The sequence below is a fragment of the Geodermatophilus sp. SYSU D00703 genome (assembly GCF_054050155.1).
Window position 1 is genome coordinate 129003 of sequence record NZ_JBJGYU010000009.1, and the last position, 24156, is coordinate 153158.

19 protein-coding genes are annotated in these 24156 nt (G+C 74.3%); 10 read left to right on the forward strand and 9 right to left on the reverse strand.

Annotated features, from left to right (window positions below; all coding sequences use genetic code 11):
- The first annotated feature begins 11 nt into the window (after nt 1-11).
- From ACI782_RS11845 to ACI782_RS11865, 5 genes are all read left to right on the forward strand, one after another.
- The gene (locus ACI782_RS11845) at nt 12-557 is read left to right on the forward strand and encodes a DUF1353 domain-containing protein (protein ID WP_456909334.1); all 546 of its coding nucleotides are present in this window, start codon (nt 12-14) and stop codon (nt 555-557) included.
- 139 nt (nt 558-696) lie between these two features.
- Entirely contained in the window at nt 697-1218 is a 522-nt protein-coding gene (locus ACI782_RS11850) for a PPOX class F420-dependent oxidoreductase (RefSeq protein ID WP_456909336.1), read from the forward strand.
- Nucleotides 1219-1262: 44 nt separating this feature from the next.
- Nucleotides 1263-2390, forward strand: a complete 1128-nt coding sequence (locus ACI782_RS11855) for a 5-methyltetrahydropteroyltriglutamate--homocysteine S-methyltransferase (RefSeq protein WP_456909338.1) — start codon at nt 1263-1265, stop codon at nt 2388-2390.
- Between the two features lie 221 nt (nt 2391-2611).
- The gene (locus ACI782_RS11860) at nt 2612-4843 is read left to right on the forward strand and encodes a carbon starvation CstA family protein (protein ID WP_456909340.1); all 2232 of its coding nucleotides are present in this window, start codon (nt 2612-2614) and stop codon (nt 4841-4843) included.
- A complete protein-coding gene (locus ACI782_RS11865; protein ID WP_456909342.1) occupies nt 4840-5034 on the forward strand; it encodes a YbdD/YjiX family protein in 195 nt (64 codons plus the stop codon). The genes ACI782_RS11860 and ACI782_RS11865 overlap by 4 nt, the downstream gene beginning before the upstream one ends.
- A 54-nt stretch (nt 5035-5088) precedes the next feature.
- Here ACI782_RS11865 and ACI782_RS11870 read toward each other — a convergent pair whose 3' ends face one another.
- The 5 genes from ACI782_RS11870 to ACI782_RS11890 form a co-directional block, all read right to left on the reverse strand.
- Nucleotides 5089-6432, reverse strand: coding sequence for a cation:proton antiporter (locus ACI782_RS11870; protein ID WP_456909344.1), 1344 nt, complete (start codon nt 6430-6432; stop codon nt 5089-5091).
- Between the two features lie 105 nt (nt 6433-6537).
- Nucleotides 6538-8241 carry an AMP-binding protein gene (locus tag ACI782_RS11875; protein WP_456909346.1) on the reverse strand — a complete coding sequence of 568 codons (1704 nt, stop codon included), beginning with the start codon at nt 8239-8241 and terminating at the stop codon, nt 6538-6540.
- Nucleotides 8238-8639 carry a hypothetical protein gene (locus ACI782_RS11880; RefSeq protein WP_456909348.1) on the reverse strand — a complete coding sequence of 134 codons (402 nt, stop codon included), beginning with the start codon at nt 8637-8639 and terminating at the stop codon, nt 8238-8240. The genes ACI782_RS11875 and ACI782_RS11880 overlap by 4 nt, the downstream gene beginning before the upstream one ends.
- Complete coding sequence (locus ACI782_RS11885; protein WP_456909352.1) at nt 8636-10546, reverse strand: primary-amine oxidase; 1911 nt, start codon at nt 10544-10546, stop codon at nt 8636-8638. The genes ACI782_RS11880 and ACI782_RS11885 overlap by 4 nt, the downstream gene beginning before the upstream one ends.
- 28 nt (nt 10547-10574) lie before the next feature.
- The gene (locus ACI782_RS11890) at nt 10575-12053 is read right to left on the reverse strand and encodes an APC family permease (protein ID WP_456909354.1); all 1479 of its coding nucleotides are present in this window, start codon (nt 12051-12053) and stop codon (nt 10575-10577) included.
- A gap of 235 nt (nt 12054-12288) precedes the next feature.
- Between ACI782_RS11890 and ACI782_RS11895 the strand changes: the two genes are divergently transcribed.
- From ACI782_RS11895 to ACI782_RS11910, 4 genes are all read left to right on the forward strand, one after another.
- Nucleotides 12289-13761: an APC family permease gene (locus tag ACI782_RS11895; protein ID WP_456909356.1), complete on the forward strand. Its 1473-nt coding sequence runs from the start codon at nt 12289-12291 to the stop codon at nt 13759-13761.
- Entirely contained in the window at nt 13758-14513 is a 756-nt protein-coding gene (locus ACI782_RS11900) for an IclR family transcriptional regulator (RefSeq protein WP_456909358.1), read from the forward strand. The genes ACI782_RS11895 and ACI782_RS11900 overlap by 4 nt, the downstream gene beginning before the upstream one ends.
- Nucleotides 14514-14705: 192 nt before the next feature.
- The gene (locus tag ACI782_RS11905; protein WP_456909360.1) at nt 14706-15827 is read left to right on the forward strand and encodes a hypothetical protein; all 1122 of its coding nucleotides are present in this window, start codon (nt 14706-14708) and stop codon (nt 15825-15827) included.
- Nucleotides 15828-15847: 20 nt separating this feature from the next.
- The gene (locus ACI782_RS11910) at nt 15848-18799 is read left to right on the forward strand and encodes an FtsW/RodA/SpoVE family cell cycle protein (protein WP_456909362.1); all 2952 of its coding nucleotides are present in this window, start codon (nt 15848-15850) and stop codon (nt 18797-18799) included.
- 51 nt (nt 18800-18850) lie between these two features.
- On the opposite strand, the gene ACI782_RS11915 is transcribed toward ACI782_RS11910, so the two are convergent.
- Both ACI782_RS11915 and glnA read right to left on the reverse strand, forming a co-directional pair.
- Nucleotides 18851-19840, reverse strand: a complete 990-nt coding sequence (locus tag ACI782_RS11915; protein WP_456909364.1) for a rod shape-determining protein — start codon at nt 19838-19840, stop codon at nt 18851-18853.
- A 201-nt stretch (nt 19841-20041) separates the two neighbouring features.
- Nucleotides 20042-21475, reverse strand: coding sequence for a type I glutamate--ammonia ligase (gene glnA, locus ACI782_RS11920; protein ID WP_456909366.1), 1434 nt, complete (start codon nt 21473-21475; stop codon nt 20042-20044).
- Nucleotides 21476-21641: 166 nt separating this feature from the next.
- Here glnA and ACI782_RS11925 point away from each other — a divergent pair, with 166 nt between their 5' ends.
- A complete protein-coding gene (locus ACI782_RS11925; protein ID WP_456909368.1) occupies nt 21642-22061 on the forward strand; it encodes an RDD family protein in 420 nt (139 codons plus the stop codon).
- Between the two features lie 64 nt (nt 22062-22125).
- Here the strand turns inward: ACI782_RS11925 and ACI782_RS11930 are convergent, their stop codons facing one another.
- Together ACI782_RS11930 and lipA are read right to left on the reverse strand one after the other, a co-directional pair.
- Nucleotides 22126-22959 (reverse strand): DUF4191 domain-containing protein, encoded by an 834-nt coding sequence (locus tag ACI782_RS11930; protein ID WP_456909370.1) that lies wholly within the window; start codon nt 22957-22959, stop codon nt 22126-22128.
- A gap of 57 nt (nt 22960-23016) precedes the next feature.
- On the reverse strand, nt 23017-23982 hold the full coding sequence (lipA, locus tag ACI782_RS11935) for a lipoyl synthase (RefSeq protein WP_456909372.1): 966 nt from the start codon (nt 23980-23982) through the stop codon (nt 23017-23019).
- Nucleotides 23983-24156: the final 174 nt, after the last annotated feature.

Below are 24156 nucleotides of genomic sequence, written 5' to 3' on the forward strand. Positions count from 1 at the left end.
ACCATGGCGTCGTGCCCTTCGAGTCGACGTCGCTGGTGGTCCGCCGGGTCGACGCCGAGACGTGGGAACTGGTCGACCCGCTGGTCTACCGCGGGGACCGGCAGCGGTTCGTCGTCCCGGCCGGCTTCCGCACCGACTTCGCGTCGGTGCCACGGGTCTTCGCCTGGTTGATCCCGCGGTACGGGGCCTACACCCTGGCCGCGATCCTGCACGACTGGCTGGCGGACGAGGGCATCTGGTCCGGGGCGGTGACCCCGCGGGAGGCCGACGGGCTGTTCCGGCGGGTGATGCGGGAGGGCGGGGTGCCGGTGCTGCGCCGCTGGATGATGTGGGCCGCCGTGCGGTGGGGCGCGCTCACCGAAGCGCACCGGCGACCGGGGTGGCTGGTGAGCGCCCCGGGGGTGGTGGCCGTCTCGGTGCTCGCCGCGCCGCTCGTCGTCCCGCCCGCGGTGGCGATCGCACCCGGCCTCCTGCTCTATGCGCTCGCCGAGCGCGTGGCCGGGTGGTTCGTGCCGACCCGCGCCGAGCAGCTGGTCGTGCCGACGCCGCAAGGCTGAGCCCCCCGTTTGTGCCGGCGGACAGATCGGGCGGGGTCGGCTTGGCGGCCGCGCAGGTCGACGGCGGGAGAGGGGCTCGTTAGCGTCCGGCCAGCCCGCCGGCACCGGCGCGGGCGGGCCTGGCGGGCGGGAGCCGTGCATGACCATCACTGTGGCCAAGTTCCGGGACGTGGCGGACGGGACGCAGCCCGGCCAGTTCGAGGTCGGCGCCCATGACGCGGTGGACACCCTCGAGGACCTCGACCCGGTCTACAAGCAGCTCATCGACGAGCCGGTCACCGCGGTCGTGGCGGTCATGGGGGCCACCGGCCGGCCGAACCTGACCCCGGTCTGGTTCGACTACGAGGGCAACACCGTGCTGCTCAACCTGGCCACCCACCGCAAGAAGGTCGACTGGCTGCGGGCCGACCCGCAGGCGACCTTCCTGCTGATGAACCCGGCGAACCCCTACCACTGGCTGAGCATCAAGGCAACGGTCACGCGGGAGGTCTCCGAGGACGACCCGGAGGAGGGCCCGCGGGTGACCGAGCAGCTCGACCGGATCTGGAAGAAGTACACCGGCAACACCGGCTCCTACGGCCTGCGCGACCCTGGCCGCGACGAGCGCCGCGTGCTGTTCGAGCTGCGGGTGGACACGATCGCCACCTTCGGCCGGCCCTGAGCGAGGGGGCTGCGCGGCGTGGCCGGGGCGAGCAAGCTGTCGCCATGACCGACTCCTCCGGCCCGCCGTTCCGCGCCGACCACGTCGGCAGCCTCCTCCGACCCCCGTCCCTGCTCGACGCGCGCGCCCGCGCGGCCGCTGGGGAGATCGACGCGGCGGAGCTGCGCGCGGTGGAGGACGAGGCGATCGTCGACGTCGTCCGGCTGCAGGAGGACGTCGGCCTGCGCACCGCCACGGACGGCGAGTTCCGCCGGGCCACCTGGCACATGGACTTCATCTACGCGATCAACGGCATCACCAAGGTGGAGGGGGAGGGCCGCCCCGTCCACTTCCACAACGCCAACGGGGACATCGACTGGGTCCCCGCGGGGTTGCACGTCGACGGGCCGTTGTCGATCGACGAGCCGATCTTCGGCGCGGACTTCGCCTACCTGCAGTCGGTGGTGAGCGAGCGGCAGACGCCGAAGCTGACCATCCCCTCGCCGTCGATGGTCCACTACCGCGGTGGCCCCGCGGCCATCGACCCGGCTGTCTACCCGGACGAGGACGCGTTCTGGGACGCGCTGTCGGCGGCCTACCGGTCGCAGGTCCAGGGGATCGCCGCGCAGGGCTGCACCTACCTGCAGCTCGACGACACCAGCCTGGCCTACCTCAACGACCCCGCCCAGCGCGCCGAGCTCGCCGCGCAGGGCCGGGATGCCGAGCACCAGCACGAGCGGTACATCCGGCAGATCAACGCCGCGCTGGCCGGCCGGCCCGAGGGGCTGACCGTCACCACCCACATGTGCCGCGGCAACTTCCGCTCCTCGTGGGTGGCCGAGGGCGGCTACGACTTCGTCGCCGAGGCGCTGTTCGGCGGGCTGGAGGTCGACGGCTTCTTCCTCGAGTACGACGACGCCCGGTCCGGGGGCTTCGAGCCGCTGCGGTTCGTCCCGCCGGGCAAGCGGGTCGTGCTGGGCCTGGTCACCAGCAAGCGCCCGGAGCTGGAGGACAAGGACACCCTCAAGCGGCGCATCGACGAGGCGGCGGAGTACGTGCCGATCGACCAGCTGTGCCTCTCGCCGCAGTGCGGCTTCTCCTCGACGGTCGAGGGCAACGCGCTCACCCGCGAGGACCAGATCGCCAAGCTGCGGCTGGTGGTGGAGGTGGCCGAGGAGGTCTGGGGGTACTAGGAGGACCACCCTTCCCCCCACGCCTCGCAGGCTCGGGCGGTGGGCCCTGGAGGGTGGCCGTTCCAGTACGTCACCAGGCTCGCGGCGGGCCCCTGCAGAGGGCCGACCCCGGTAACGGGCCGGTCTCCGTCGGGTGGTGATCCGGGCGCGGTGCTTGCATGCTCGACCCTGACGCGGGCGGCGTCGTCCGGGCGCTGCCCTGACCTGCTGGGAGGGCGCTCATGTCCACGACCGTCAGGACGGACGCCACCGGGGGCGGGCAGCCACCGGGCGCTCGCCGCCGTCCGTCGGTGCGCAGCGTGGCGGTCTGGCTCGTGGTGTCGGCGGTGGGCGCGGTCGCCTGGACCGTCCTGGCGCTGGCCCGCGGCGAGACGGTGTCGGCGCTGTGGATCCTGTTCGCGGCGCTCTGCTCGTACGCGATCGCCTACCGCTTCTACGCGAAGTTCATCGCCCGCCGCGTGCTGCAGGTGGACGACCGGCGGGCCACCCCCGCGGAGCGGCTGCACAACGGCGTCGACTTCGACGTCACCGACCGGCGGGTGCTCTTCGGCCACCACTTCGCCGCGATCGCCGGTGCCGGGCCGCTGGTCGGGCCGGTGCTCGCCGCGCAGATGGGCTACCTGCCGGGGACCATCTGGATCATCGTCGGTGTCATCTTCGCCGGCGCCGTCCAGGACATGACCGTCCTGTTCTTCTCCATGCGCCGCAACGGCAAGAGCCTCGGCCAGATGGTGCGCGAGGAGATCGGCGTCGTGGGCGGCGTCGCGGCCCTCATCGCGGTCTTCGCGATCATGATCATCATCCTGGCGGTGCTGGCGCTGATCGTGGTGAACGCGCTGGCCGAGTCGCCGTGGGGCGTCTTCTCCATCGCGCTGACCATCCCGATCGCGCTGTTCATGGGCGTCTACCTGCGCACCATCCGGCCCGGCCGGGTGCTCGAGGCGACCGCGATCGGCGTCGTCCTGCTGCTCCTCGCGGTCATCGGGGGTGGCTGGATCCAAGACACCCCCCTCGCCGACGCGCTGACCCTCTCCAAAGAGTGGCTGGTCCTCGCCCTGGTGATCTACGGGTTCGTCGCCTCGGTGCTGCCGGTGTGGCTGCTGCTCACCCCGCGCGACTACCTGTCGACCTTCATGAAGGTCGGCGTCATCGTGCTGCTGGCCGTCGGCCTGATCCTGGCCCGGCCGGTGCTGGCGGCCGACGCGGTCACCGAGTTCGCCCGCGAGGGCACCGGCCCGGTGTTCGCGGGGTCGCTGTTCCCGTTCGTCTTCATCACCATCGCCTGCGGCGCCCTGTCGGGCTTCCACGCCCTGATCTCCTCCGGGACGACGCCGAAGATGGTGGCCAAGGAGAGCCAGGTCCGCCTGATCGGCTACGGCGGCATGCTCATGGAGTCCTTCGTCGCGATCAGCGCCCTGATCGCGGCCGTGGTCATCGACCAGGGGCTGTACTTCGCCATGAACAGCCCGGCCGGCGCCACCGGTGGGACGGTGGAGACGGCGGCCGCCTACGTCAACGGGCTGGGGTTCGACACGACGGCCCAGGACCTCGCGGCGGCGTCCGCGGCGGTGCAGGAGCCGACCCTGGTCTCGCGCACCGGTGGCGCGCCCACGCTGGCGGTGGGGATCGCGAGCATCCTGTCCGACGCGTTCGGCGCCGGGATGGCCGCGTTCTGGTACCACTTCGCGATCATGTTCGAGGCGCTGTTCATCCTCACCGCCGTCGACGCCGGCACCCGGGTGGGCCGGTTCATGCTGCAGGACACGATCGGCAACGTCTGGAAGAAGTTCGGCGACCTGTCCTGGCGGCCGGGCAACGTCATCGCCAGCGCCGCCGTGGTCGCGCTGTGGGGCTACATCCTCTACGTCGGCGTGACCGATCCCCTGGGCGGCGTCAACCAGCTCTTCCCGCTGTTCGGCATCTCCAACCAGCTGCTGGCCGCCATCGCCCTCACGCTGGTCACGGTGCTGCTGATCAAGCACGGCAAGCTGAAGTACGCGTGGGTCACCGCCGTCCCGCTGGTGTGGGACCTCGTCGTCACCATGACCGCGAGCTACCAGAAGGTCTTCTCGTCCGACCCGGCGGTCGGCTACTTCGCGCAGCGCCAGCGGTACGCCGACGCGCAGGCGGCGGGGGAGCTGCTCCCACCCGCGCAGGACCCCGCGCAGATGGACCAGATCATCTTCAACTCGACGCTCAACGGGATCCTGCAGGCGCTGTTCGCACTGCTGACGCTGGTCGTCGTGGTCAACGCGGTGGTCGTCATCACCCGGGCGCTCCGGGCCGGCGGCCGGCTGCCGACCACCGAGGAGCCGGCAGTCCCGTCGCAGCTCGTCGAGCCCTCGGGCATCTTCCCGACCGCCGAAGAGAAGCGCGCCGTGGCCGAGCACGAGCGGCTGGTCGGCGCGGGGGCGGGCTCCGGCGGCACGTTCTCGTCGAGGGACGAGACGTGACCCCCGCGGAGGCCGCCGTCCGGGCCTGGCACGGGGTGCGGTGGTACCTGCGCGAGTGGAGCGGCGAGGCCCGCTGGGACGACTACCTGCGGCACTGCGCCGAGCACGGGCACCAGCCGGTCACCCGGCGCGAGTTCGAGCGGCGCCGCGCCGACGCGCTCGAGCGCACCCCGGTCAGCCGCTGCTGCTGAGATCCGCCGCGGCCCCCGGTCCCGCCCGGGACCGGGGGCCGCGGTGCGTCCGCGTCAGGCCGCCTGGAGCACCTCGTCGACCGGCTGCCGGGGCCCCCGGCCGAGGTACCGGTCCACGAGCGGGCCGGTCATCGCGGTCGTGACCAGCGCCATGACCACCGCACCGGTCTGCATCTGCGGGCCGATCACGCCGGCGTTGAGGGCGACCAGGGCCACGACCAGCACCATCAGCCCGCGGCAGTTCATCAGGATCCCCAGCGCGTTGCTCTCGGCCCAGCTCAGGCCGCCGAGCCGGCCACTGAGCAGCCCGCCGCCCCACTTGGCCACCACCGCCGCGACGAGGAACAGCGCGATGCCCGGCAGCCACGCCCAGCCCAGCGTCGTGAAGTCGGTGCGCAGCCCGCTGTAGGCGAGGAACACCGGCAGCAGAAAGGTGATCGCGACGTCGGAGAGCTTGTCCAGCAGCGCCGCGGTGATCGCCGGGTGCCGGGGCAGGACCAGACCGGCGACGAACCCACCGACCAGCGCGTGGATGCCGATCCGGTCGGCCGCGTAGGCCGCTCCCGTCACCATCACCAGGACGGCGGCCAGCTGCGTGCCCGCGAGCGGTGCGCCGTCGAGCTGGCGCGCGAGCAGCCGGGCCATGAGCGGGCGGACGAGGTACCACATGGCCGCCAGGAACGAGAGCGTGCCGACCAGCCGCCACAAGTGCGTGCTGCCCGGCTCGCCCGCGGCGACGCCCCGGGCGACCCCGACGGCCAGGAACATCAGGATGGTGACCAGGGCCGCCGCGGCGATGCCGACGACTCCCATCTGCGTCCGGTCCAGCCGCTTCTCCTGCAGGATCCGCGCCGCCACCGGGAACGCCGTCACCGCCAGCATCGCCCCGACCATGAGCGTGAAGCCGAGCTGCGTGGGGTCGCCGGCGCCGGTGAACCGGTCGGTGAACAGCACCGGCACGATGAGGAAGCCCACCGCGACGGGGATGAGCACGACGCCGAAGGCCAGCGTGACGATCCCCTTGACCCGGCCCCGCAGCCGTTCGGTGTCGAGCTCCAGGCCCACCAGGAACATGAACAGGACCAGCGCGAGCTGACCGAGCAGGTTCAGCCCGCTCTGCGCCTGGACCGGGAAGAGGCAGGAGGTGATGCTCGGCGCCACCCCCTCCGGCAGCGAGCGGTCGCAGGCGAACACCTCCCACGGCTCGCTCCAGGTGAAGACGTTCGCGCCGAGCAGCGAGGGGCCGAGCAGGACGCCGGCGACGATCTCGCCGACGACGCGGGGTTGGCCGAGGCGCAGCGCGAGGGCGCCGACGAGCCGGGCGGCGACCAGGATGATCGCGACGTCCAGGAGGACGAAGGCGATCACCTGGTCCCCGGGCAGCGAGGCAGCAGGCATGGCGGATCTCCGGGAGACGGGAGGAGCGGCGGCGGCGCATCGTGGCGCACACCGCCGTCCGCCGTCACCCGGTCACCGCACCGCGGAACCGGAACGTCCGGGACGTCAGGAGCGCAGCCCGGGGAACTGGTCGTCGCGCCACTCGCCCGGGCGGGACCCCTCCACGCCGGCGAGGTCCTCCTCCCGCCCGCGCAGCTCGACCCGGCGGATCTTCCCGGAGATGGTCTTGGGCAGCTCGGCGAACTCGACCCGGCGCACCCGCTGGAAGGGCGCCAGGTGCTCGCGGGCGTACCGCAGGATCGCCTGCGCGGTCTCCGCGGTCGGCTCGTGTCCGGGGGCGAGGGCGACGTAGGCCTTCGGCACGGCCAGCCGCACCGGGTCGGGCGCCGGGACGACGGCGGCCTCGGCCACCGCCGGGTGCTCGATGAGCACCGACTCGAGCTCGAACGGGCTGATCTTGTAGTCGCTGGCCTTGAACACGTCGTCCGTGCGGCCGACGTAGGTGATGTAGCCGTCGGCGTCCCGGCCGGCGATGTCGCCGGTGTGGTAGTAGCCGCCGGCCATGGCGTCGGCGTTGCGCTCGGGGTCGCCCTGGTAGCCGGTCATCAGCGGGAGCGGGTGCGCGGACAGGTCGAGGCAGATCTCGCCCTCGCCGGGGCCCTCGACGGGGCGGCCGGTGAGCGGGTCGACCAGGGCGACCGGCACGCCCGGCAGCGGCCGGCCCATCGACCCCGGCTTGACCACCGCCTCGGGGGTGTTGCCGATCTGCGCGGTGGTCTCGGTCTGGCCGTAGCCGTCGCGGATGGTGAGCCCCCACGCCCGGCGGACCTGCTCGATGACCTCGGGGTTGAGCGGCTCCCCGGCGCCGACCACCTCGCGCAGCGCGCCGGGCCCGCCGGAGAGGTCGGCGTTGACCAGCATCCGCCAGACCGTGGGCGGCGCGCAGAACGACGTCACGCCGTGCTCGCGGATCCGGTCCAGCAGGACGGCGGGGTCCAGCCGCTTGTAGTCGTGCAGGAAGACCGTCGCCTCGGCGATCCACGGGGCGAAGAAGCAGGACCACGCGTGCTTGGCCCAGCCGGGGGAGGAGACGTTGAGGTGGACGTCGCCGGGGCGCAGGCCGAGCCAGTACGTCGTGCTCAGGTGCCCGACCGGGTACGAGACCTGGGTGTGCTCGACCAGCTTGGGCCGTGAGGTCGTGCCCGAGGTGAAGTACAGCAGCAGCGGGTCGCCGGGCGCGGTGCCTGGGTGCTCGGCGGGTGCGGCGTCGAGCTCGGCGGCCTCGTGCAGGTCGGCCCACCCGTCGGCGGGTCCCACGCTGATCCGCGTGTAGTCGCCGGGGACGGCGTCGAACTTCCCGGTGTCGGCCGGGGCGCAGACGACGTGCCGGGCGCCGCCGCGCTCGACCCGGTCGGTGAGGTCGGCCGGACCGAGCGCGGTGGTGGTCGGCATGATGACCGCGCCCAGCTTCATGATCGCGAGCATCGACTCCCACAGCTCGACCTGGTTGCCGAGCATGAGCAGCACCCGGTCGCCGCGGCCGACGCCGTGCCCGGCCAGCCACGCGGCGACCTGGTCGGAGCGGCGGGCCATCTCGTCGAAGGTCCGCGTCGTGGTCGTGCCGTCGTCCCCGGCGATCACCAGGGCGGGGCGTCCGTTGCCCCGGGCGATCGCGTCGAACCAGTCCACCGCCCAGTTGAACCGGTCCCCGAGGTCGGGCCAGCGGAACTCGGCCACCGCGCGGTCGTGCTCCCCGCGGAGGTCGAGCAGCTGGTCCCGGGCGGCGCGGTACGCGTCGGTGGCGGTCATGGTCGGGCAGTCTCCTCTCGATCGGCGGCCAGCAGCACCCGGCCGGACGCGGCCCGGACGGCGGTGGCCAGCAGCACCGCCAGGCCGAGCAGCAGCGAACCGCCGACCAGCCACAGCACGGGCCACGGCATCCCGCCGGCGCCGTGGACGTGCCCGGCCGGGGGCGCGTGGACGGCGAGCATGCCCAGGTCGAGCAGCACCGTCGTCCCCCACACCGCCGGAGTCGGCGAGCGCCACAGGTGCCAGGCGCACGGCAGGCAGGCCAGCCCCATCCCGGCCGCGGCCAGCGAGGTCAGCGACGCGGCGTCCAGACCGGCCAGGTGGACCGCGGCCGAGGTCAGGGCGAGCAGCGCCGCCGCCCGCCCGGCGACGGCGCCTCTCCCGACGGGGCTGGTCACTCGTGCGCGCAGTGGGCCGACGTCGACCTCGGCGTCCCCAGGGCGGGGTTGCGGTCGAAGAAGCCGACCGGCTTGAGGGTGAAGCCGGTGTAGTCGGTCGGCATGACCGGCCAGTCCTCCGGGCGCGGGAAGTGGGTCAGCCCGAAGGTGTGCCACAGGACGACGTCCTGTCCCTCCAGCGGGCGGTCGGCCTGGACGAACGCCGGCAGGCCCGCCGAGCCGGGGTGCTGGTTGACGAAGTCGCCGGCCGCGTAGCGCTCGGCCGGGTCGTACTGCGTGACCCACAGGCTCTTGGTGCCGAAGGTGGCGCGCTGGTGGATCGAGGAGGCCTCGTCGGCGAGCATCAGCGGCAGGTTCTCCGGGTGCAGCGCGTAGCCGACCGGCTGGCCCAGCCGGTTGGTCCGCTCCGGGTTGACCACGTGCCAGACCCGGCCGACCGTCCCGTCGGTCACCCGGGCCGCCTCCGACTCCCTCGTGATCGGGGTGGACCGGCGGGTGAACGCGTTGCCGTACGGGTTGGTGTCGCTGACCGGCTGCCGGACGGCGTCCACCTCGTGCACGGTGTTGGTCAGCCCGTCGACGGCCATGTCCAGCCGGGCGCTGAACAGGTGCTGGTGGAACGGCGCCCCGAGGCCCGGCGCGATCTCGGTGGCGTACGGGTGCTCGTCGCCCCGGTGGGACGACGTGAAGACGATGCCGGTCGCCTTGGACTCCAGCTGGATCGTGCCGTCGAGGTAGAGGTACCAGTAGAAGCCGTAGTCGTAGTTGCCGATCGTGGTGAAGAAGCTGATCACCAGCCGCCGGGAACGCCGGGTCTCGGCCATCCCGTTGAACAGGTCGGTGTGCTTCCAGCCCACGCCGTAGTCCTCCTCGTGGAGGCAGATGGCGTTGGGCAGCACCCGCGGGGCGCCGTCCTCGTCGGCGATGGTGGCGTCGAAGTAGTGGATCTCGCCGAGGCAGTCGCAGCCGAGCTCCAGGGCGTTGGTGTAGCGGGCGAACAGGTACTCGCCGGTGTCGAAGTAGTTCTGCCAGAACCGCACCGGTGAGGGGTCGGCGTAGGGCACGACCATCTCCGAGATCGACGCCCGGTACACCACCGACCGGCCGTCGACCGACACCTGGTGCAGGGTGAGCCCCTCGCGCACGTCGAAGCCGATCCGCACCTCCCAGCCGGCCCACCGGACGACGTCGTCCTCGACGGTGAAGCTCGGCCCCTCCGGCTGGGTGATCTCGATCGGCTTGACGTCGCGGGCGGGGGAGGCGTGGGCCTCGCCGTCCCACTCCCCGCGCTCGGCCGGGACGGGCAGGTCGTAGTGGTCGTGCACCGCGGTGGTCACGCCGCGGGTGATGTCGACGTAGGCGACGACGCCGTCCACGGGATGGGCCCACGGCAGGTCGCGCTCGTCCGCCTGGGCGAAGCCGAGCACCCGGACCACCCGGTGGCCGAACTCCTCGGGGAAGTACGACCCCGCCGACAGGGGCACGGCCCGCACGTTCGCGACGTCCAGGCCGCGCTTGGCCATGGCGGCGACCCAGCGCTCGTCCTGGGCCAGGATCGGCTCGATCGCCTCGAACTCGGCGTCGAGGATCGGCACCTGGCCGTCGGCGACGCCGTCGATCTCGACGTCCCGGACGACCGACCGGCCGGTCACCGAGACGGTGAGGTCGCGGCCCTCGCCGGTGGCGCGGTCGAGCAGCAGGACGCGCAGCCGGCGCTCCACCGGCTGCCCGGGCCGCCACGCGAGGACGTCGCGCTTGTGCGGCTCGTCGAGGCCGACGTAGACGAACTTGGTCGTGTCGGTGAGCAGGCCGGCGGCCTCGACGACCTCCCGGGCGGCGGTGACCTCCTCGGCGGTCATCCGGGACAGCGGGTGGGTGGCGGTCGTGGTGGGGGCGGTGATGGTCACGGCGTCTCCGATCGGGTGTGGACGGCGGTCAGATCTGCGGGGCGGAGTCGGCGGGGGAGGCGGTGGTCAGGTCGCGGGCCGCCCGCGGGCGGGCCTTGGCCAGTGCCCAGCCCGCGGCCAGCGCGGCGGCGAGCAGGACGCCGGCGCCGACGCCCAGGACGGTGGAGCCGCCCATGAGCAGCGGCAGGTTCTCGACGAGGAGGACGAGGATCGCGGCGAGCCCGAGCAGGCCGAGGACGGGCGCGACGAGCGTCTGCCAGGGACGGCGGTCCACGCCGGTGCGGCGGAAGAACACGATGACCGCCAGGCAGGCCAGCAGCATGAGGACGACGATCCCGACGCTGGCGATGCCGGCCAGCCACGTGAAGACCTCGAGGACCGGGTCCAGGCCGGCGATCACGCAGACGGCCATGACGAGCGCGCCCACGCCGGAGGTCACCAGCGAGGCGACGTGCGGGGAGGCGTGGCGGGCGTGGCTGCGGCCGCAGACTCCGGGCAGCACGCCGGTGTTGCCCAGCGAGAAGAAGTAGCGGGCCAGCACGTTGTGGAACGCCAGGATCGCCGCGAACAGGCTGGTCACGAAGAGCACCTGCATGACGTCGGCGGCCGCGGTCCCGACGTACTGCTGCGCGGTCGCGACCACGATGCCGCCGGGGTCCGCGGCCGCCTCCTCGACGATGCGGCTGTCGCCCCATGCGCTCACGATGGCCCATGCGGAGACGGTGTAGAAGACCGCGATGATGGCCAGTGCGGCGTAGGTGGCCCGCGGGACGGTCCGGTCGGGGTCGCGGGCCTCGTCGCGGAAGATCGCCGTCGCCTCGAAGCCGATGAACCCGGCGATGGCGAACATCAGCCCGATGCCGGGGGCGCCGGAGAGGACGTCGCCCGGGGTCAGCAGCGCCGTGGACAGCCCCTCGTCCCCGCCGCCCTGGGCGACGACGGCGGCGTCCAGGACCAGCACGATGCCCACCTCGGCGATCAGCAGGACGCCGAGCACCTTGCTCGACAGCTCGATGTGCCGGTACCCCAGGACCCCGGTGATCACGAGGACCACGGCGGTCCACAGCCACCACGGCAGGCCCGGCCCGCCGTAGCCGGTCATCAGGTCGCCGAGCAGGAACCCGATGTAGCCGTAGACGGCGCCCTGCACCGTGACGTAGCTGATCAGCGCGACCAGGGCGCTGCCGAGGCCCGCGCCGCGGCCGAGGCCGGTGCCGATGTAGGAGTAGAAGGCGCCGGCGTTCGGCACGTGCCTGGTCATCGCGGTGAAGCCGACGGCGAAGAACAGCAGGACGACGGCGGCGACCACGTACATCGCCGGGTAGCCCGGCCCGTTCCCCGCCGCGATCCCGATGGGCACCGAGCCGGCGATCACCGTCAGCGGGGCGGCCGCGGCCACCACCATGAACACGATCGCGGCCGGTCCGAGGCGCCCCTTCAGCCGGTGGCCGGCGTCGGTACGGGCGGTGCCCGCGGCGGTGGGGGGCGGATCGGAGACGGTGGCCATGCGGACCTCCGGGGGTCGGGGACGACCTGCCCACTGTGGCCCCCGCCCCGGCCTGGGCGGTCACACGGCCGTAACATCACGGAAACGTCCGTGTAACCCCGAACGAGAGCCCGGTCACACTTTTCTCATTCGAGAACGGCCTCACGGGGACGCCGCGTGGCTACGCTCGCCACCCGTCGAGCGGAGTCCGGGCGGGACGGCCCCCACTCCGGTGCGGAACCCGGACGGGAGGGCCATGGCGGAGCGAACCGGGGCGCGGCGGGCCGCGGCCGCCCGGTTGCCCGCGTCCTCGCCGGTCGCCGGCCTGCGCCGACGGCGGCTGAGCTTCCCGGAGGTGCTGGCCCAGTCGGTCTCCGCGCTGGCGCCGTCCGCGGCGATGGTGGTCGTCCCCTCCATCGTGCTGGTCGAGTCCGGGGCGGCGACGCTGCCGGCCTTCGTCGCCGCGACCGCGCTGGTGCTCCTCGTCGGCTGGTGCCTCGGCCAGTTCGGCCGGCGGATGGCCGCGGTCGGCGGGACCTACAGCTACACCGCCAAGGGCCTGGGCCCGGTCGGCGCCCTGGTCGGCGGCTGGGCCTCGCTCGTGGCCTACGCCGCCGTCGCGATGTCGGCCCTCGTGGGGACGGGGATCTACCTCGCCGGCGTCGTCGGGCTGCGGCCCACGCCCCTCGTCGTGGCCGGCCTCGGCGCGGGGATCGGCGCGCTGGCGACGCTGTGCACCGTCCGTGGCATCCAGCTCTCGGCCCGGGTGGCGCTGACCCTCGAGGTGCTCTCCATCGGCGTCGTGCTCGCGGTGCTCGCCGTCCTGCTCCTCGCGCCGCGCGGCGGGCCGGGCACCGCCGCCGCGCTCGTGGACGCCCCGGTGCGGTGGGACGGCGTCGCGGTGGGCGTCGTCCTGGGCGTGACCGCGTTCATGGGGTTCGAGAGCGCGGCCACGCTGGGCGTCGAGGCCCGCCGGCCGCTGGTCGCCGTCCCCCGGGCGGTGCTGTGGACCCCCGCGGTCGCCGGCGTGCTGTTCGTCGTCGCGTCCGCCGCCCAGGTGGTCCTCCTCCGGGCCGCCCCGCTCGACGTGCTCACCAGTCCCGTGCCGGTGGCCGAGCTCGCCGACCGGCAGGGGCTGGGCCTGGTGCGGCGGGTCCTCGACCTGGGCATCGCCGCGTCCTTCTTCGCCTGCGTGACCGGCTCGACCAACGCGCTGGGGCGGGTCCTGTTCTCGATGGGCCGCGAGGGCGTGCTGCCGCCCGCGCTCGGCCGCACCCACCCGCGGTACGAGACGCCGCACGTGGCGCTGGCCGTCGTCCTCCCGGCGGTGGTCGGGGTGCCCGTCGTCGCGCTGGCCGCCGGGGGAGGTCCCCGCGCGGTCCTCGCCGCCTCGCTGACCGTCTCCGCCTTCTGCTACGTGGTCGCCTACGTGCTGGCCTGCCTGGCCGTGCCGGCCTTCCTCCGCCGGATCGGCGAGCTGACCACGCCCGCCGCGGTCGGCGGGCTGGTCGCCGGGGGAGTCGGCCTGGTCGTGCTCCTGGCCGCGATGGCCGGGGCCTGGTCGGGGGGCCGGACCGCGGTCGTCCTCTTCCTGGCCGCGATGGCGCCGGGCCTGGCCTGGGCGGCGTGGTTGCGCCTCCGGCACGCGGCGCGGCTGACCGCCGTCGGGGTCTACGACCAGGCCACGGCGAGCAGCGTGCTGCCGGGCAGCGTCGGGCCGCGGCGATGACGCGCGCCGTCGACCGGGGCCTCACCGGCCGCCAGCCCAAGGCCGTGCAGAGCGCGCTGGCCATCCTCGAGGCGGTGGCCCGGGCGGGCGCCGGCGTGACGGCCAAGGAGGTGGCCGAGGACGTCGGCCTGCCGCCGGCCACCGCCTACCGGCTGCTCAACCTGCTGGTGGGAGAGGAGTACCTTGTCCGGCTGCCCGACCTGCACGGGTTCGCGCTGGGCCGCAAGGTCGCGGGCCTGGCCGGCGGCGCTGCCCCCGTGCAGGTGCCCACGGCCGCGCGGGACGTCATCGGCGAGCTGCGGCAGCAGGTGCGCTTCGGGGTCCACCTGGTGCTCTACGCCGGGCCGGTGCTGCGCTGCGCGGACGTCGACCCCGACCACCCCCTGCGCTCCACCGAGGAGGTGGAACGGCACCTGCACGCCACGGCCGTCGGCAAGCTGCTCCTCGCCGAGCAGCCCGACTGGCGCGACGTCGTCCACCCCCGGCGGCTGCTGGAGCTGACACCCCGGACCGTCACCCGCCCGGCCGAGCTCGAGACCGAGCTGCGCGGGATCGCCGAACGGGGGACGGCGGCGCAGGCCGGCCAACTGCACGAGGGCGTCTCCTGCGCGGCGGTGCCGGTGCGCGCGCCGTCCGGCGTGCTGGTCGGGGCGATCGCGGTGACCGGCGCCGGCGAGGACGAGTCGGTGGCTGCCGGCCGGGCCGCGTGCGCGGTGCCGTACGCGGAGCGCCTGGGGCCCCTCCTCGGCTGACCCTGTCCGGGGCCGACCGTCGTCCTGCGCCGGACGTCCGCCGGCACTCATCCGACCAGGACGATCCTGCGCCGATTTCGAGCGCGCCGCGCAGGAACCCGGTGACAGCCAGGTCGCCCAGGCCCCAGCATCGGCCCTGATCAGTCACGGGGGTTGGCCCAGTCAGCGGCGGTTGGGCGGGGGTGGCGGTCGATGACGGACCTCGCCGACGCGCGGGCGGCCGAGCGCTCGGGGCCGGCGCCCGGGGCCGGCCCCACCGGCGAGCACGAGCCGCGGCCGGCCGAGCCGCCGGGCGGCGTGCCGTTGCCCCGCCTCGTCGCCCTCGCCGGACTCACGCCCGCCCAGGCGCTCGAGATCGGCGCGACCGTGCTGGCGGACGCCGCGCTGCGGTCGGCGACCGGCGCGGGGGCCGGAGGTGACCAGGTCGTCGTCGTCGTCGCCGCCGACGGGCGGGCGGTGCTCGGCGCCGCCCCCGTCGAGTCGGTGCTCGCGACGGTCTCCGGTGCCGCCCGGCTCCGGACCGGTCGCGCGGACCCGGCCGCCGATCCGGTGCTCGCCGCGCTCGACCGGGCCGCGGCGGAGCTGCCGGAGGCGGGGGTCCCCGCCGCCGCGCGGACGCTGCAGGAGGCGGCCGGCCGGATCGACCGCGCGGCCGTCCGCGCCGAGCTCGCCGCGCTGGTGCGGGTGATCGGTGGGGAGGCGAGGCCGTCCGGCGGCCGGCAACCGGCGGAGGCCCCCGGCGGGACACCGGTGGGGCGCACCGGCCGGGAGCACAGGACCGCCGCCCGGCGGACCGGTGCCTGGCTGCTGTCCATCGTGGTCCTCGCCGCGGTCGTCCTGGGCGAGGTCGCCCTCCTGCGCGACGACATCGCCACCGACATCGACCTGCTCCTGGACGCCGGGCGCAGCGGGGCGGAGGCGTCCACCGCGCCGGAGCCCGACGGCCTGCCCGTCGTGCCGCCGGCCCCCGCGGCGGCCGGGAGCGTGGCCGCGGTGGACCTGCGGCCCCTCGCCCGGTGTGCGCCGGGCGCGGCGTGCACGGTGCGCCTGCTGGTACGGCTCACCCCGGGAGTCGAGCAGCAGGTGGTGACCTGGTCGTACCGGGTCGTCGACCGCTGCACCGGCGCCACGGAGGCCGTCCCCGGCGGGTCGGTCACCGTGCCGGCCGGAGGCGACCGGGCCGAGGCCGTCAGCACCGTCGCGCTCCCGGACCTGCCGGCCGTGGCGGTGGTCGCGGTCACCGAGGGCCCGGCCGCGGCGGCCTCCTCGCCGGTGCTCGCCGGCTCCTGCCATCCCGACCGGCCGGCCCCGTGACCCGCCGGAGGAGGCGCGCCGTGCCGATCGCCGGACCGGCCGGGCCGCTGGGAGACGCGGGCGGCACCCGGCGGCGGACCCGGGCGGAGCGCAGGAACCGGCGCAGCAGCGCGTTCGACCTGCTGGCGGTCGTGGCGGCCCTGGCGCTGGTCGGCCTGGGACTGGCGAACCTGTACCTCATCGGCGAGACCGAGCTCGCGGCGCGGCAGGCCATGATCGCCGCCGGCGGGTTGCTCGCGCTCGCGGTGTTCTGGCGGGTCCGCGTGCGGTACCTCGGCGTCCTGGGCTGGGCGGCCTACGGCGCCGCCGTCCTCCTCCTCGTCGCCGTCCTGGCGTTCGGGCTGTCCTTGAACGGCGCCACCCGCTGGGTCGCGATCGGCTCGTTCAGCTTCCAGCCCTCCGAGATGGCCAAGCTCGGGCTGCTGCTGGTCCTCGCCGCCGTCCTCGGCTCCGGCCGGCCGGCGTGGCAGCGCTTCGGCCTGGCCGTGCTGCTCGCGGTCGTGCCCGTCGGGCTCACCCTGCTCCAGCCGGACCTCAGCACCACGACGCTGCTCGTCGTCCTCACCGGGTCCCTGCTGGTGATCGGGCGCGTGCCCGCCCGCTTCCTGCTGCCCTTGACCGCGGCGGCGGCGATCTCCGCGCCGCTGCTGATCAGCCTGCTGCGCCCCTACCAGCTGACCCGCCTCGGCTCCTTCCTGGTGGGGGCGCACGAGTCCCCGACCGGTTCGGGCTGGGCGGTGCGGCAGGCGCACATCGCGGTGGGCTCCGGGGGCTTGTTCGGGCGGACCGACGACCCGCTCCGCGTCCTGCGCGCCCAGTACCTGCCCGAGCGGGAGACCGACCTGGCGCTGGCCAGCCTGGTCGGCCAGTGGGGCCTGGTCGCCGGCGCCGGGGTGGTGCTCGCCGCGATCGTGCTCGTCTGGCGGCTCGCGCTGGCCAGCCGGACGTCGCGCACGCTGCACGGCGCCCTGGTCGGCGGGGGCCTGGCGCTGCTCATGGGGGTCGAGACCGTCGTGTCGGTGGGCGCCAACCTCGGGCTGCTCCCGCTGGCCGGCGTGCCGTTCCCCCTGCTCAGCTACGGCGGGACGGCGCTGGTCGTGCACCTGGCCGCGATCGGGGTGGTCCTCGCCGTCCGCCGGGACGGCGCCCGGAGGCGTCTGTGGGCGCTGCCGAGCTGGCACAACCCGCGGCCCCGGCTGGTCCGGTTCGCGGCGCTCGGCCTCTCGGTGCTGCTGGTCTCGTTCGGGGTCTACGGCTGGCAGCTGCAGCGCACCGAGGGCGAGGAGCTCGCGCTCGTCGGGCAGGAGCAGATGACCCGCTGCATCCGGCTGCCGGCCCCCCGGGGCGCCATCACCGACCGGCACGACGAGCCGCTCGCGGTGGACGCCGCGGACGTCGGCGGCGGCGTGGACCGGGTGCTCGTCGTCCCCGCCCTGGTGCGCGCCCGCCCCGCGGACGTCGACCGCCTCGCCAACCTGACCGGCCGGCCGCGCGAGGAGCTCGCCGCGCAGCTGGCCGCCGTGCCGGGCACCACGCTGTCGCTGGCGGTCGCCGAGGTGCCCCGGTCCGTCGGCGACGCGGTCACCGCGGCCGGGATCGCCGGCGTGCTCGTCGTCCCGGAGCCGCGCCGGTCGTACCCCCAGGGGGCCATGCTCGGGCCGGTGCTCGGCTTCGTCGGGGTGGCCACGCCCGAGGACGAGGAACGCTGGCCGGACCTGCCGATCGGCGAGTTCGTCGGCCGGGCCGGGCTGGAGCAGGAGTACGACGCCGTCCTCCGCGGGGTCAACGGGCGGCAGTGCGTGTACGTCGACCCGAAGGGCGTGCCGGTCGCGCTCGGCGAGCGGCAGGACCCGCTGCCCGGGGCCGACCTGCGGCTGTCCATCGACCTGGGCCTGCAGCGGGTGCTGGACGCCCGCCTGGCCGAGGCCGTGCAGGCCCAGCCCCGGCCGCGGGGCAGGATCGGCGCCGCCGTCGCGATGGACCCGCGCTCGGGCCAGGTCCTCGCCATCGCGAGCACCCCGTCGTTCGACAACAACGTCTACGGGCCGCCGGTCGACACCGGGGCGCTGCAGGCGCTGGCCGAGGCGCCGGGGTCGCCGACGCTCGAGCACGTGACCCAGGCGGTCGCGCCGCCCGGGTCCACGTTCAAGCTCGTCGTGGCCGCGGCCAACCAGGCCCACCCGGTGTTCGACCCCGACCGGGCCATCCCGACCGGTGCCAGCTACACCTACGGCGGTCACACCTTCGGCAACTGGAAGCCGATGGGCCCGATGGACATGGCCGAGTCGATCGCCGTCTCCAACGACGTCTACTTCTACAAGCTCGCCGTCGCGCTCGGGGCCGAGTCGCTCATCGACACGGCCCGGGCGCTCGGGGTGGGGCAGCCGACCGGCATCGACCTCCCCGGCGAGTCCGCGGGCTACCTCGGGACGCCGGAGTCCGTCGAGGCGGACGGGGGCACGTGGTACGGCGGGTCCACCGTCATCCTCGGCATCGGCCAGGGCGCGCTGCAGGTCACCCCGCTGCAGAACGCCCGGTGGACCGCCGCCGTCGCCACCGGGAGCCTGGTCACCCCGCGGCTCGGCCTGGCGGTCGGGGCGGGGGAGGGCACCTACACCGCCCTGCCCGCGCCGGCCGCGACGCCGGTGCCGTTCGCCGCCGAGCTGGGACCGATCCGCGAGGGGATGCGCGCGGCCGTGACCGGTGGCACGGCGGTCCGGCTCGCCGACCTGCCCGTGCCGGTCGGGGCGAAGACCGGCACTGCGCAGGACGGCGGCCTGCCCGAGGGGGAGTACGACAACTGGCTCAGCGCTGCCGCCCCGATGGACGCGCCGGAGATCGTGGTGACCGCCCTGGTGCAGGGGCCGGGCACGGGCGGGAACACCGCGAAGGTCGTGGTGGCCGACGGTCTGCGGCACTACCTCGACCACCGGGCGGAGGTCGTCGCCACCGGGCCGGTGCAGATGCCCTGAGGTGCCGACGCCCCTGAGGTGCCGACGCCTTGAGGTGCCGCGACCTGACCGTCAGCGGCGGCCGTAGGCGGACAGCAGCGGGCGGTTGCGCAGCGCCCGCGCGGCGCCGTCGGCCACGCAGGTCATCGGCTCCTCGGCGAGCTTGACCGGGAGGCCGAGGCCCCGTTCCAGCTCCTGCGGGAAGCCGGCGACCCGCGAGGAGCCGCCGAACACGAGCACGCCCTCCGCCAGCACGTCGGCGAGCGCCTGCGGCGGGAGGTCGTCGAGGCAGGCCGCGAGGGTCCGGACGATCTCGTCGGTGATCGGCCGCACCGCCTCGGCCACCTCGGCGGCGTGCACCGTCGCCAGCCGCGGCCGGCCGGTGACGGCGTCCCGACCCTGGACGACGAGCGGGTCGTCGTCGTCCGCCCCGCACCGGATCTTGAGGTCCTCGGCCTCGAGCTCCCCGACGTGCAGCTGGTGCTGCTCGCGCAGGTGCCGCGCGACGGCGAGGGTCATCTCGTCGCCGCCCAGCTTGCTCGTCCGGTGCGCGAGGACCCCGCCGAAGCAGAACGCCACGGCCTCGGCGGTGCCACCGCCGGCGTCGACGACCATGTGCACCCGCCGCTCCAGCGGGTCGATGCCGCAGCCGATCGCGCCCGCGATCGACTCCTCGAGCGCGGTCACCGGGCGGAGGCCCGCCTCCTCCGCGGCCTCGAGGAGCGCGCGGTGCTCCAGCGCGGTCGACCCGACCGGCACGCCGATCACGGCGCGGACGGGGAAGTTCCACACCCGCAGCCCCGCCTTGTGCAGCACCGCGCGCAGGTACAGCCGGGCCGTCTCCAGGTCGGTGACCACGCCGTCCTGCAGGGGGCGGACGGCGGCGTACGCGGCGGGGGCGCGACCGACCAGATCGGCCGCCTCCCGGCCGACGGCGAGGACCCGCTCCCGGCGGACGGCGCCGCGGCGCAGCAGCATGACGGTCGGTTCGTCGAAGACGATGCCGCGGCGGACGTCGCTCACGACGGTGTTGGCCGTGCCCAGGTCGATGCCGAGTTCCACCGCTGCGACCCCCTCTGACCGCCGCCCGTCGCACCAGTCTGGGGGCGGGCGGGTGCCCGGTCCAGGGCCGTCGACGCCGTCCGGGCGGACGCTTCGCTGGTCGGCGCGCCGCCCGGCGGGTCGTCCGCCACACAGCGCACAGCCCCCGCCCGGGAGCGACCCGGGCGGGGGCTGTGCGGCGGGGGCGGTCGCCCCTCGGGATCAGATGTCGTAGTACATCGCGAACTCGTGCGGGTGCGGGCGGAGGCGGATCGGGTCGATCTCGTTCTCCCGCTTGTACTCGATCCACGTCTCGATCAGGTCGGGGGTGAACACCCCGCCGTCGACCAGGTACTCGTGGTCGGTCTCGAGGTTGTCCAGGACGGCGTCGAGGGAGGCCGGGACCTTCTCGATGCCCAGGGCCTCCTCGGGCGGCAGCTCGTAGAGGTCCTTGTCGACCGGCGCCGGCGGCTCGATCTTGTTCTTGATGCCGTCGAGACCGGCCATGAGCATGGCCGAGAAGGCGAGGTAGGGGTTGGCCGACGGGTCGGGCACGCGGAACTCGATGCGCTTGGCCTTGGGGCTGTCGCCCGAGATCGGGATGCGGCAGCAGGCCGAGCGGTTGCGGGCCGAGTAGACGAGGTTGATCGGGGCCTCGTAGCCGGGCACCAGGCGGTGGTAGCTGTTCACCGTCGGGTTGGTGAAGGCCAGCAGCGACGGGGCGTGGGCCAGCAGGCCACCGATGTAGTGGCGGGCGGTGTCGGACAGGCCCGCGTAGCCGGTCTCGGCGTGGAAGAGCGGCTCGCCGTCCTTCCAGAGGCTCTGGTGGCAGTGCATGCCGGAGCCGTTGTCACCGAACAGCGGCTTGGGCATGAAGGTCGCGGTCTTGCCGGCCTGCCAGGCGGTGTTCTTGATGATGTACTTGAACAGCATCAAGCTGTCGGCCGCACGCAGCAGCGTGTCGAACTTGTAGTTGATCTCGGCCTGGCCGCCGGTGCCCACCTCGTGGTGACCGCGCTCGAGCTCGAGGCCCGCCCGGGTCAGGTTGAGCATCATGTCGGAGCGCAGGTCGCTGTAGTGATCGTAGGGCTCGACCGGGAAGTAGCCGCCCTTGGCGCGGGTCTTGTAACCCAGGTTGGGGCCGCCGTTCTCGCCGGTCACGGCACCGGAGTTCCAGGAGCCCTCGACCGAGTCGATGTGGTAGTAGCCCTCGTTGATGCCGGTCGAGTGCCGGATCGAGTCGAAGACGTAGAACTCCGCCTCGGGGCCGAAGTAGGCGGTGTCGGCGATGCCGCTGCTGGCCAGGTACGCCTCGGCCTTCTTCGCCACGTTGCGCGGGTCGCGGCTGTAGGCCTCGCGCGTGATCGGGTCGTGGATGAAGAAGTTGACGTTGAGCGTCTTGTGCTTGCGGAAGGGGTCCACGTATGCGCTGTTGGCGTCGGGCAGCAGCAGCATGTCGGACTCGTTGATGGCCTGGAAGCCACGGATCGAGGAGCCGTCGAAGCCGAGGCCCTCGGAGAACGTGTCCTCGCCGAACGTCGACGCCGGGATGGTGAAGTGCTGCATGACGCCGGGCAGGTCGCAGAAGCGGACGTCGACGAACTCGACGTCGTTGTCGCGGATGTAGGCGGCGACCTCGTCGGGACTGGTGAACATCGATCCTCCGGTATTGGGCGGATTGCCGAACCGCAAGTTACGAGCCGGGAGTTGCCCGCCAGTGTCTCCGGTGTTTCAGACCGGTAACAACGGCGCGGGCGTGTCGCCGGCGTCCCCCTGACCGGGTCGGGGAGCGGTGTGGCGAGCGGGTCCTACGCTGGCGGTCATGGTCAGGGACGTGCAGCCACCCTCTCAGGAGCGTCCCCGGGGCGCCTCGCTGGGGCTGCCCGCCGGGGGCCCCGGCTCCCTGGCGACCTTCACCAGCCGGACCGGCGCCTTCGTCGTCGACGCGATCGCCGCGGCCCTCGTCGCCGGCGTGTTCACCGCACCGGAGCTGCCCGGCAACTGGAGCCTGCTGTCCTTCGGCCTGGTCACCGTCGGGACGCTCGTCCTCTTCGGACAGACGCCGGGGATGCGGCTGCTCGGGCTGCGCCTGGCACACCCGCGGCCCGGGGCCCGCCTGGCGCCGTGGCGGGCCGTCGTCCGGACGGCGCTGCTGATGCTGCTGCTGCCCGCCCTGGTGGTGGACGCCGACGGCCGCGGCCTGCACGACCGGCTCACCGACACCGCCGTCGTCCGCGCCTGAGAGGACCTCCCTGCCCCCACCGCTCGCGACCGCGCGGCGGGACCCTGCAGGGAGGCCGCGGAACCTACCTCCGGCGGACCTGCCGCTGGCTCACCGTCATCTGCCGGCCGCCGGGCAGCGGACCGCCGGGCACCGGCATGCGCGACCCGCCGAGGGCCGACAGCCGCTTGCGCAGCGCGTTGAGCTGACCGCCGTCGAGGTTGCGGGGGAGCTTCATGACGTGCGCGCCGAGCTTGCGCAGCGGCACCTGCCCCTCCTCGTCGCCCACGAGGATGTCGTAGATCGGGGCCTCGCCCGCGACCCGCGCGATCTTCTTCTTCTCCTGCGCCAGCAGCGGGCGCACGCGGGAGGGCGAACCCTCGCCGACGAGGATCACGCCGGGGCGGCCGAGCACCCGGTGGACGGCGTCCAGCTGGGTGGTGCCCGCGACGCCCGCGCTGACCTGCCAGTCGCCGCGCATGCCCTCCAGCACCCAGGCGGCCGCGCCCGGCTGGCCCTCGACCTGCCGGTACGCCGAGCCCTGCGCGCGGCGACCGAAGACGACCATCGCGGCCAGCGCGCCGAGGATGACGGCCAGGGGGATGAAGAGGAACGGCGAGCCCAGCAGGATGCCGATCAGCTCGACGACCGCCGCGACCGCCACGAAGGCGATCAGCATCACCCAGGGCAGCTTGGGGTCGTTCTTGCGGGTCAGCGAGTAGGCCTGCTTGATCATGCGGGCCTGGTTGCCGACCTTCTTGAGCCGGCCGACCTTGGGCTGCCCGTCCTTGCCGAGCTTCGGGGCCTTCCCGCCCGACGCCGACGCGCCCGAGGCGCTCGCCCCCCGGCTGCGTCCGGAGGGACCCCGCCCGGCCTTGCCGGCGGGTGCGGGGGAGTCGGTGGACCTGCTGCGCGCCATGCCTAGAGGATAGGGGCGCACCGGGCCGGTCCCGATGGACCGGCCCGGGCGACTCCCTCAGACGGTGCGGGTGAGCCCGCGCGCCTCGACGGCCTGCTGGTAGAGCCGGCCGGCCCGGTAGGAGCTGCGGACCAGCGGACCGGCGAGCACCCCGGGGAAGCCGATCTCCTCGGCGGTCCGCTGGAACTCGACGAACTCGTCGGGCTTGACCCAGCGGACGACCGGGTGGTGCCGGGGGGAGGGGCGCAGGTACTGGGTGATGGTGAGCAGGTCGCAGCCGGCCTCGTGGAGGGCGTGCATGGTCTCGACGACCTCGTGCGGCTCCTCGCCCATGCCCAGGATCAGGTTGGACTTGGTGACCAGCCCGGCCTCGCGGGCGGCGGTGAGCACCGACAGCGAGCGCTCGAACCGGAAGCCGGGGCGGATCCGCTTGAAGATCCGCGGCACGGTCTCGACGTTGTGCGCGAGCACCTCGGGGCGGGACGAGAAGACCTCGGCCAGCTGGGTGGGCTCGGCGTTGAAGTCGGGGATGAGCAGCTCGACGCCGCAGCCGGGGACGGCGGCGTGGATCTGCCGGACGGTCTCCGCGTAGAGCCAGGCGCCGCCGTCGGGCAGGTCATCCCGCGCGACACCGGTGACCGTCGCGTACCTCAGCTGCATCGTGGCGACGCTCTCGGCGACCCGGCGCGGCTCGTCGGCATCGAAGGCGGCCGGCTTGCCGGTGTCGATCTGGCAGAAGTCGCACCGCCGGGTGCACTGGTCCCCGCCGATGAGGAAGGTGGCCTCGCGGTCCTCCCAGCACTCGTAGATGTTGGGGCAGCCGGCCTCTTCGCAGACGGTGTGCAGGCCCTCGCGGCGGACCAGCGACTTCAGCTCGGTGTACTCGGGGCCGGTCTTCAGCCGGGTCTTGATCCACTCGGGCTTGCGCTCGATCGGCACCTGGCTGTTGCGGACCTCGAGCCGCAGGAGCTTGCGGCCCTGGGGCGCCGGAGTTGAGGGGGTCGGGGCCACCGTCTCACTCATGATCGGCCACGGTACTCCGGACGCGGGGGGGGGGGGGGGGGGGGGGGGGGGGGGGGGGGGGGGGGGGGGGGGGGGGGGGGGGGGGGGGGGGGGGGGGGGGGGGGGGGGGGCGGGGGCGCGGGGGGGGGGTGGGGGTGCGGGGGCGGGGGGTGGGGCGTTGAGTGCTCGTGTGGG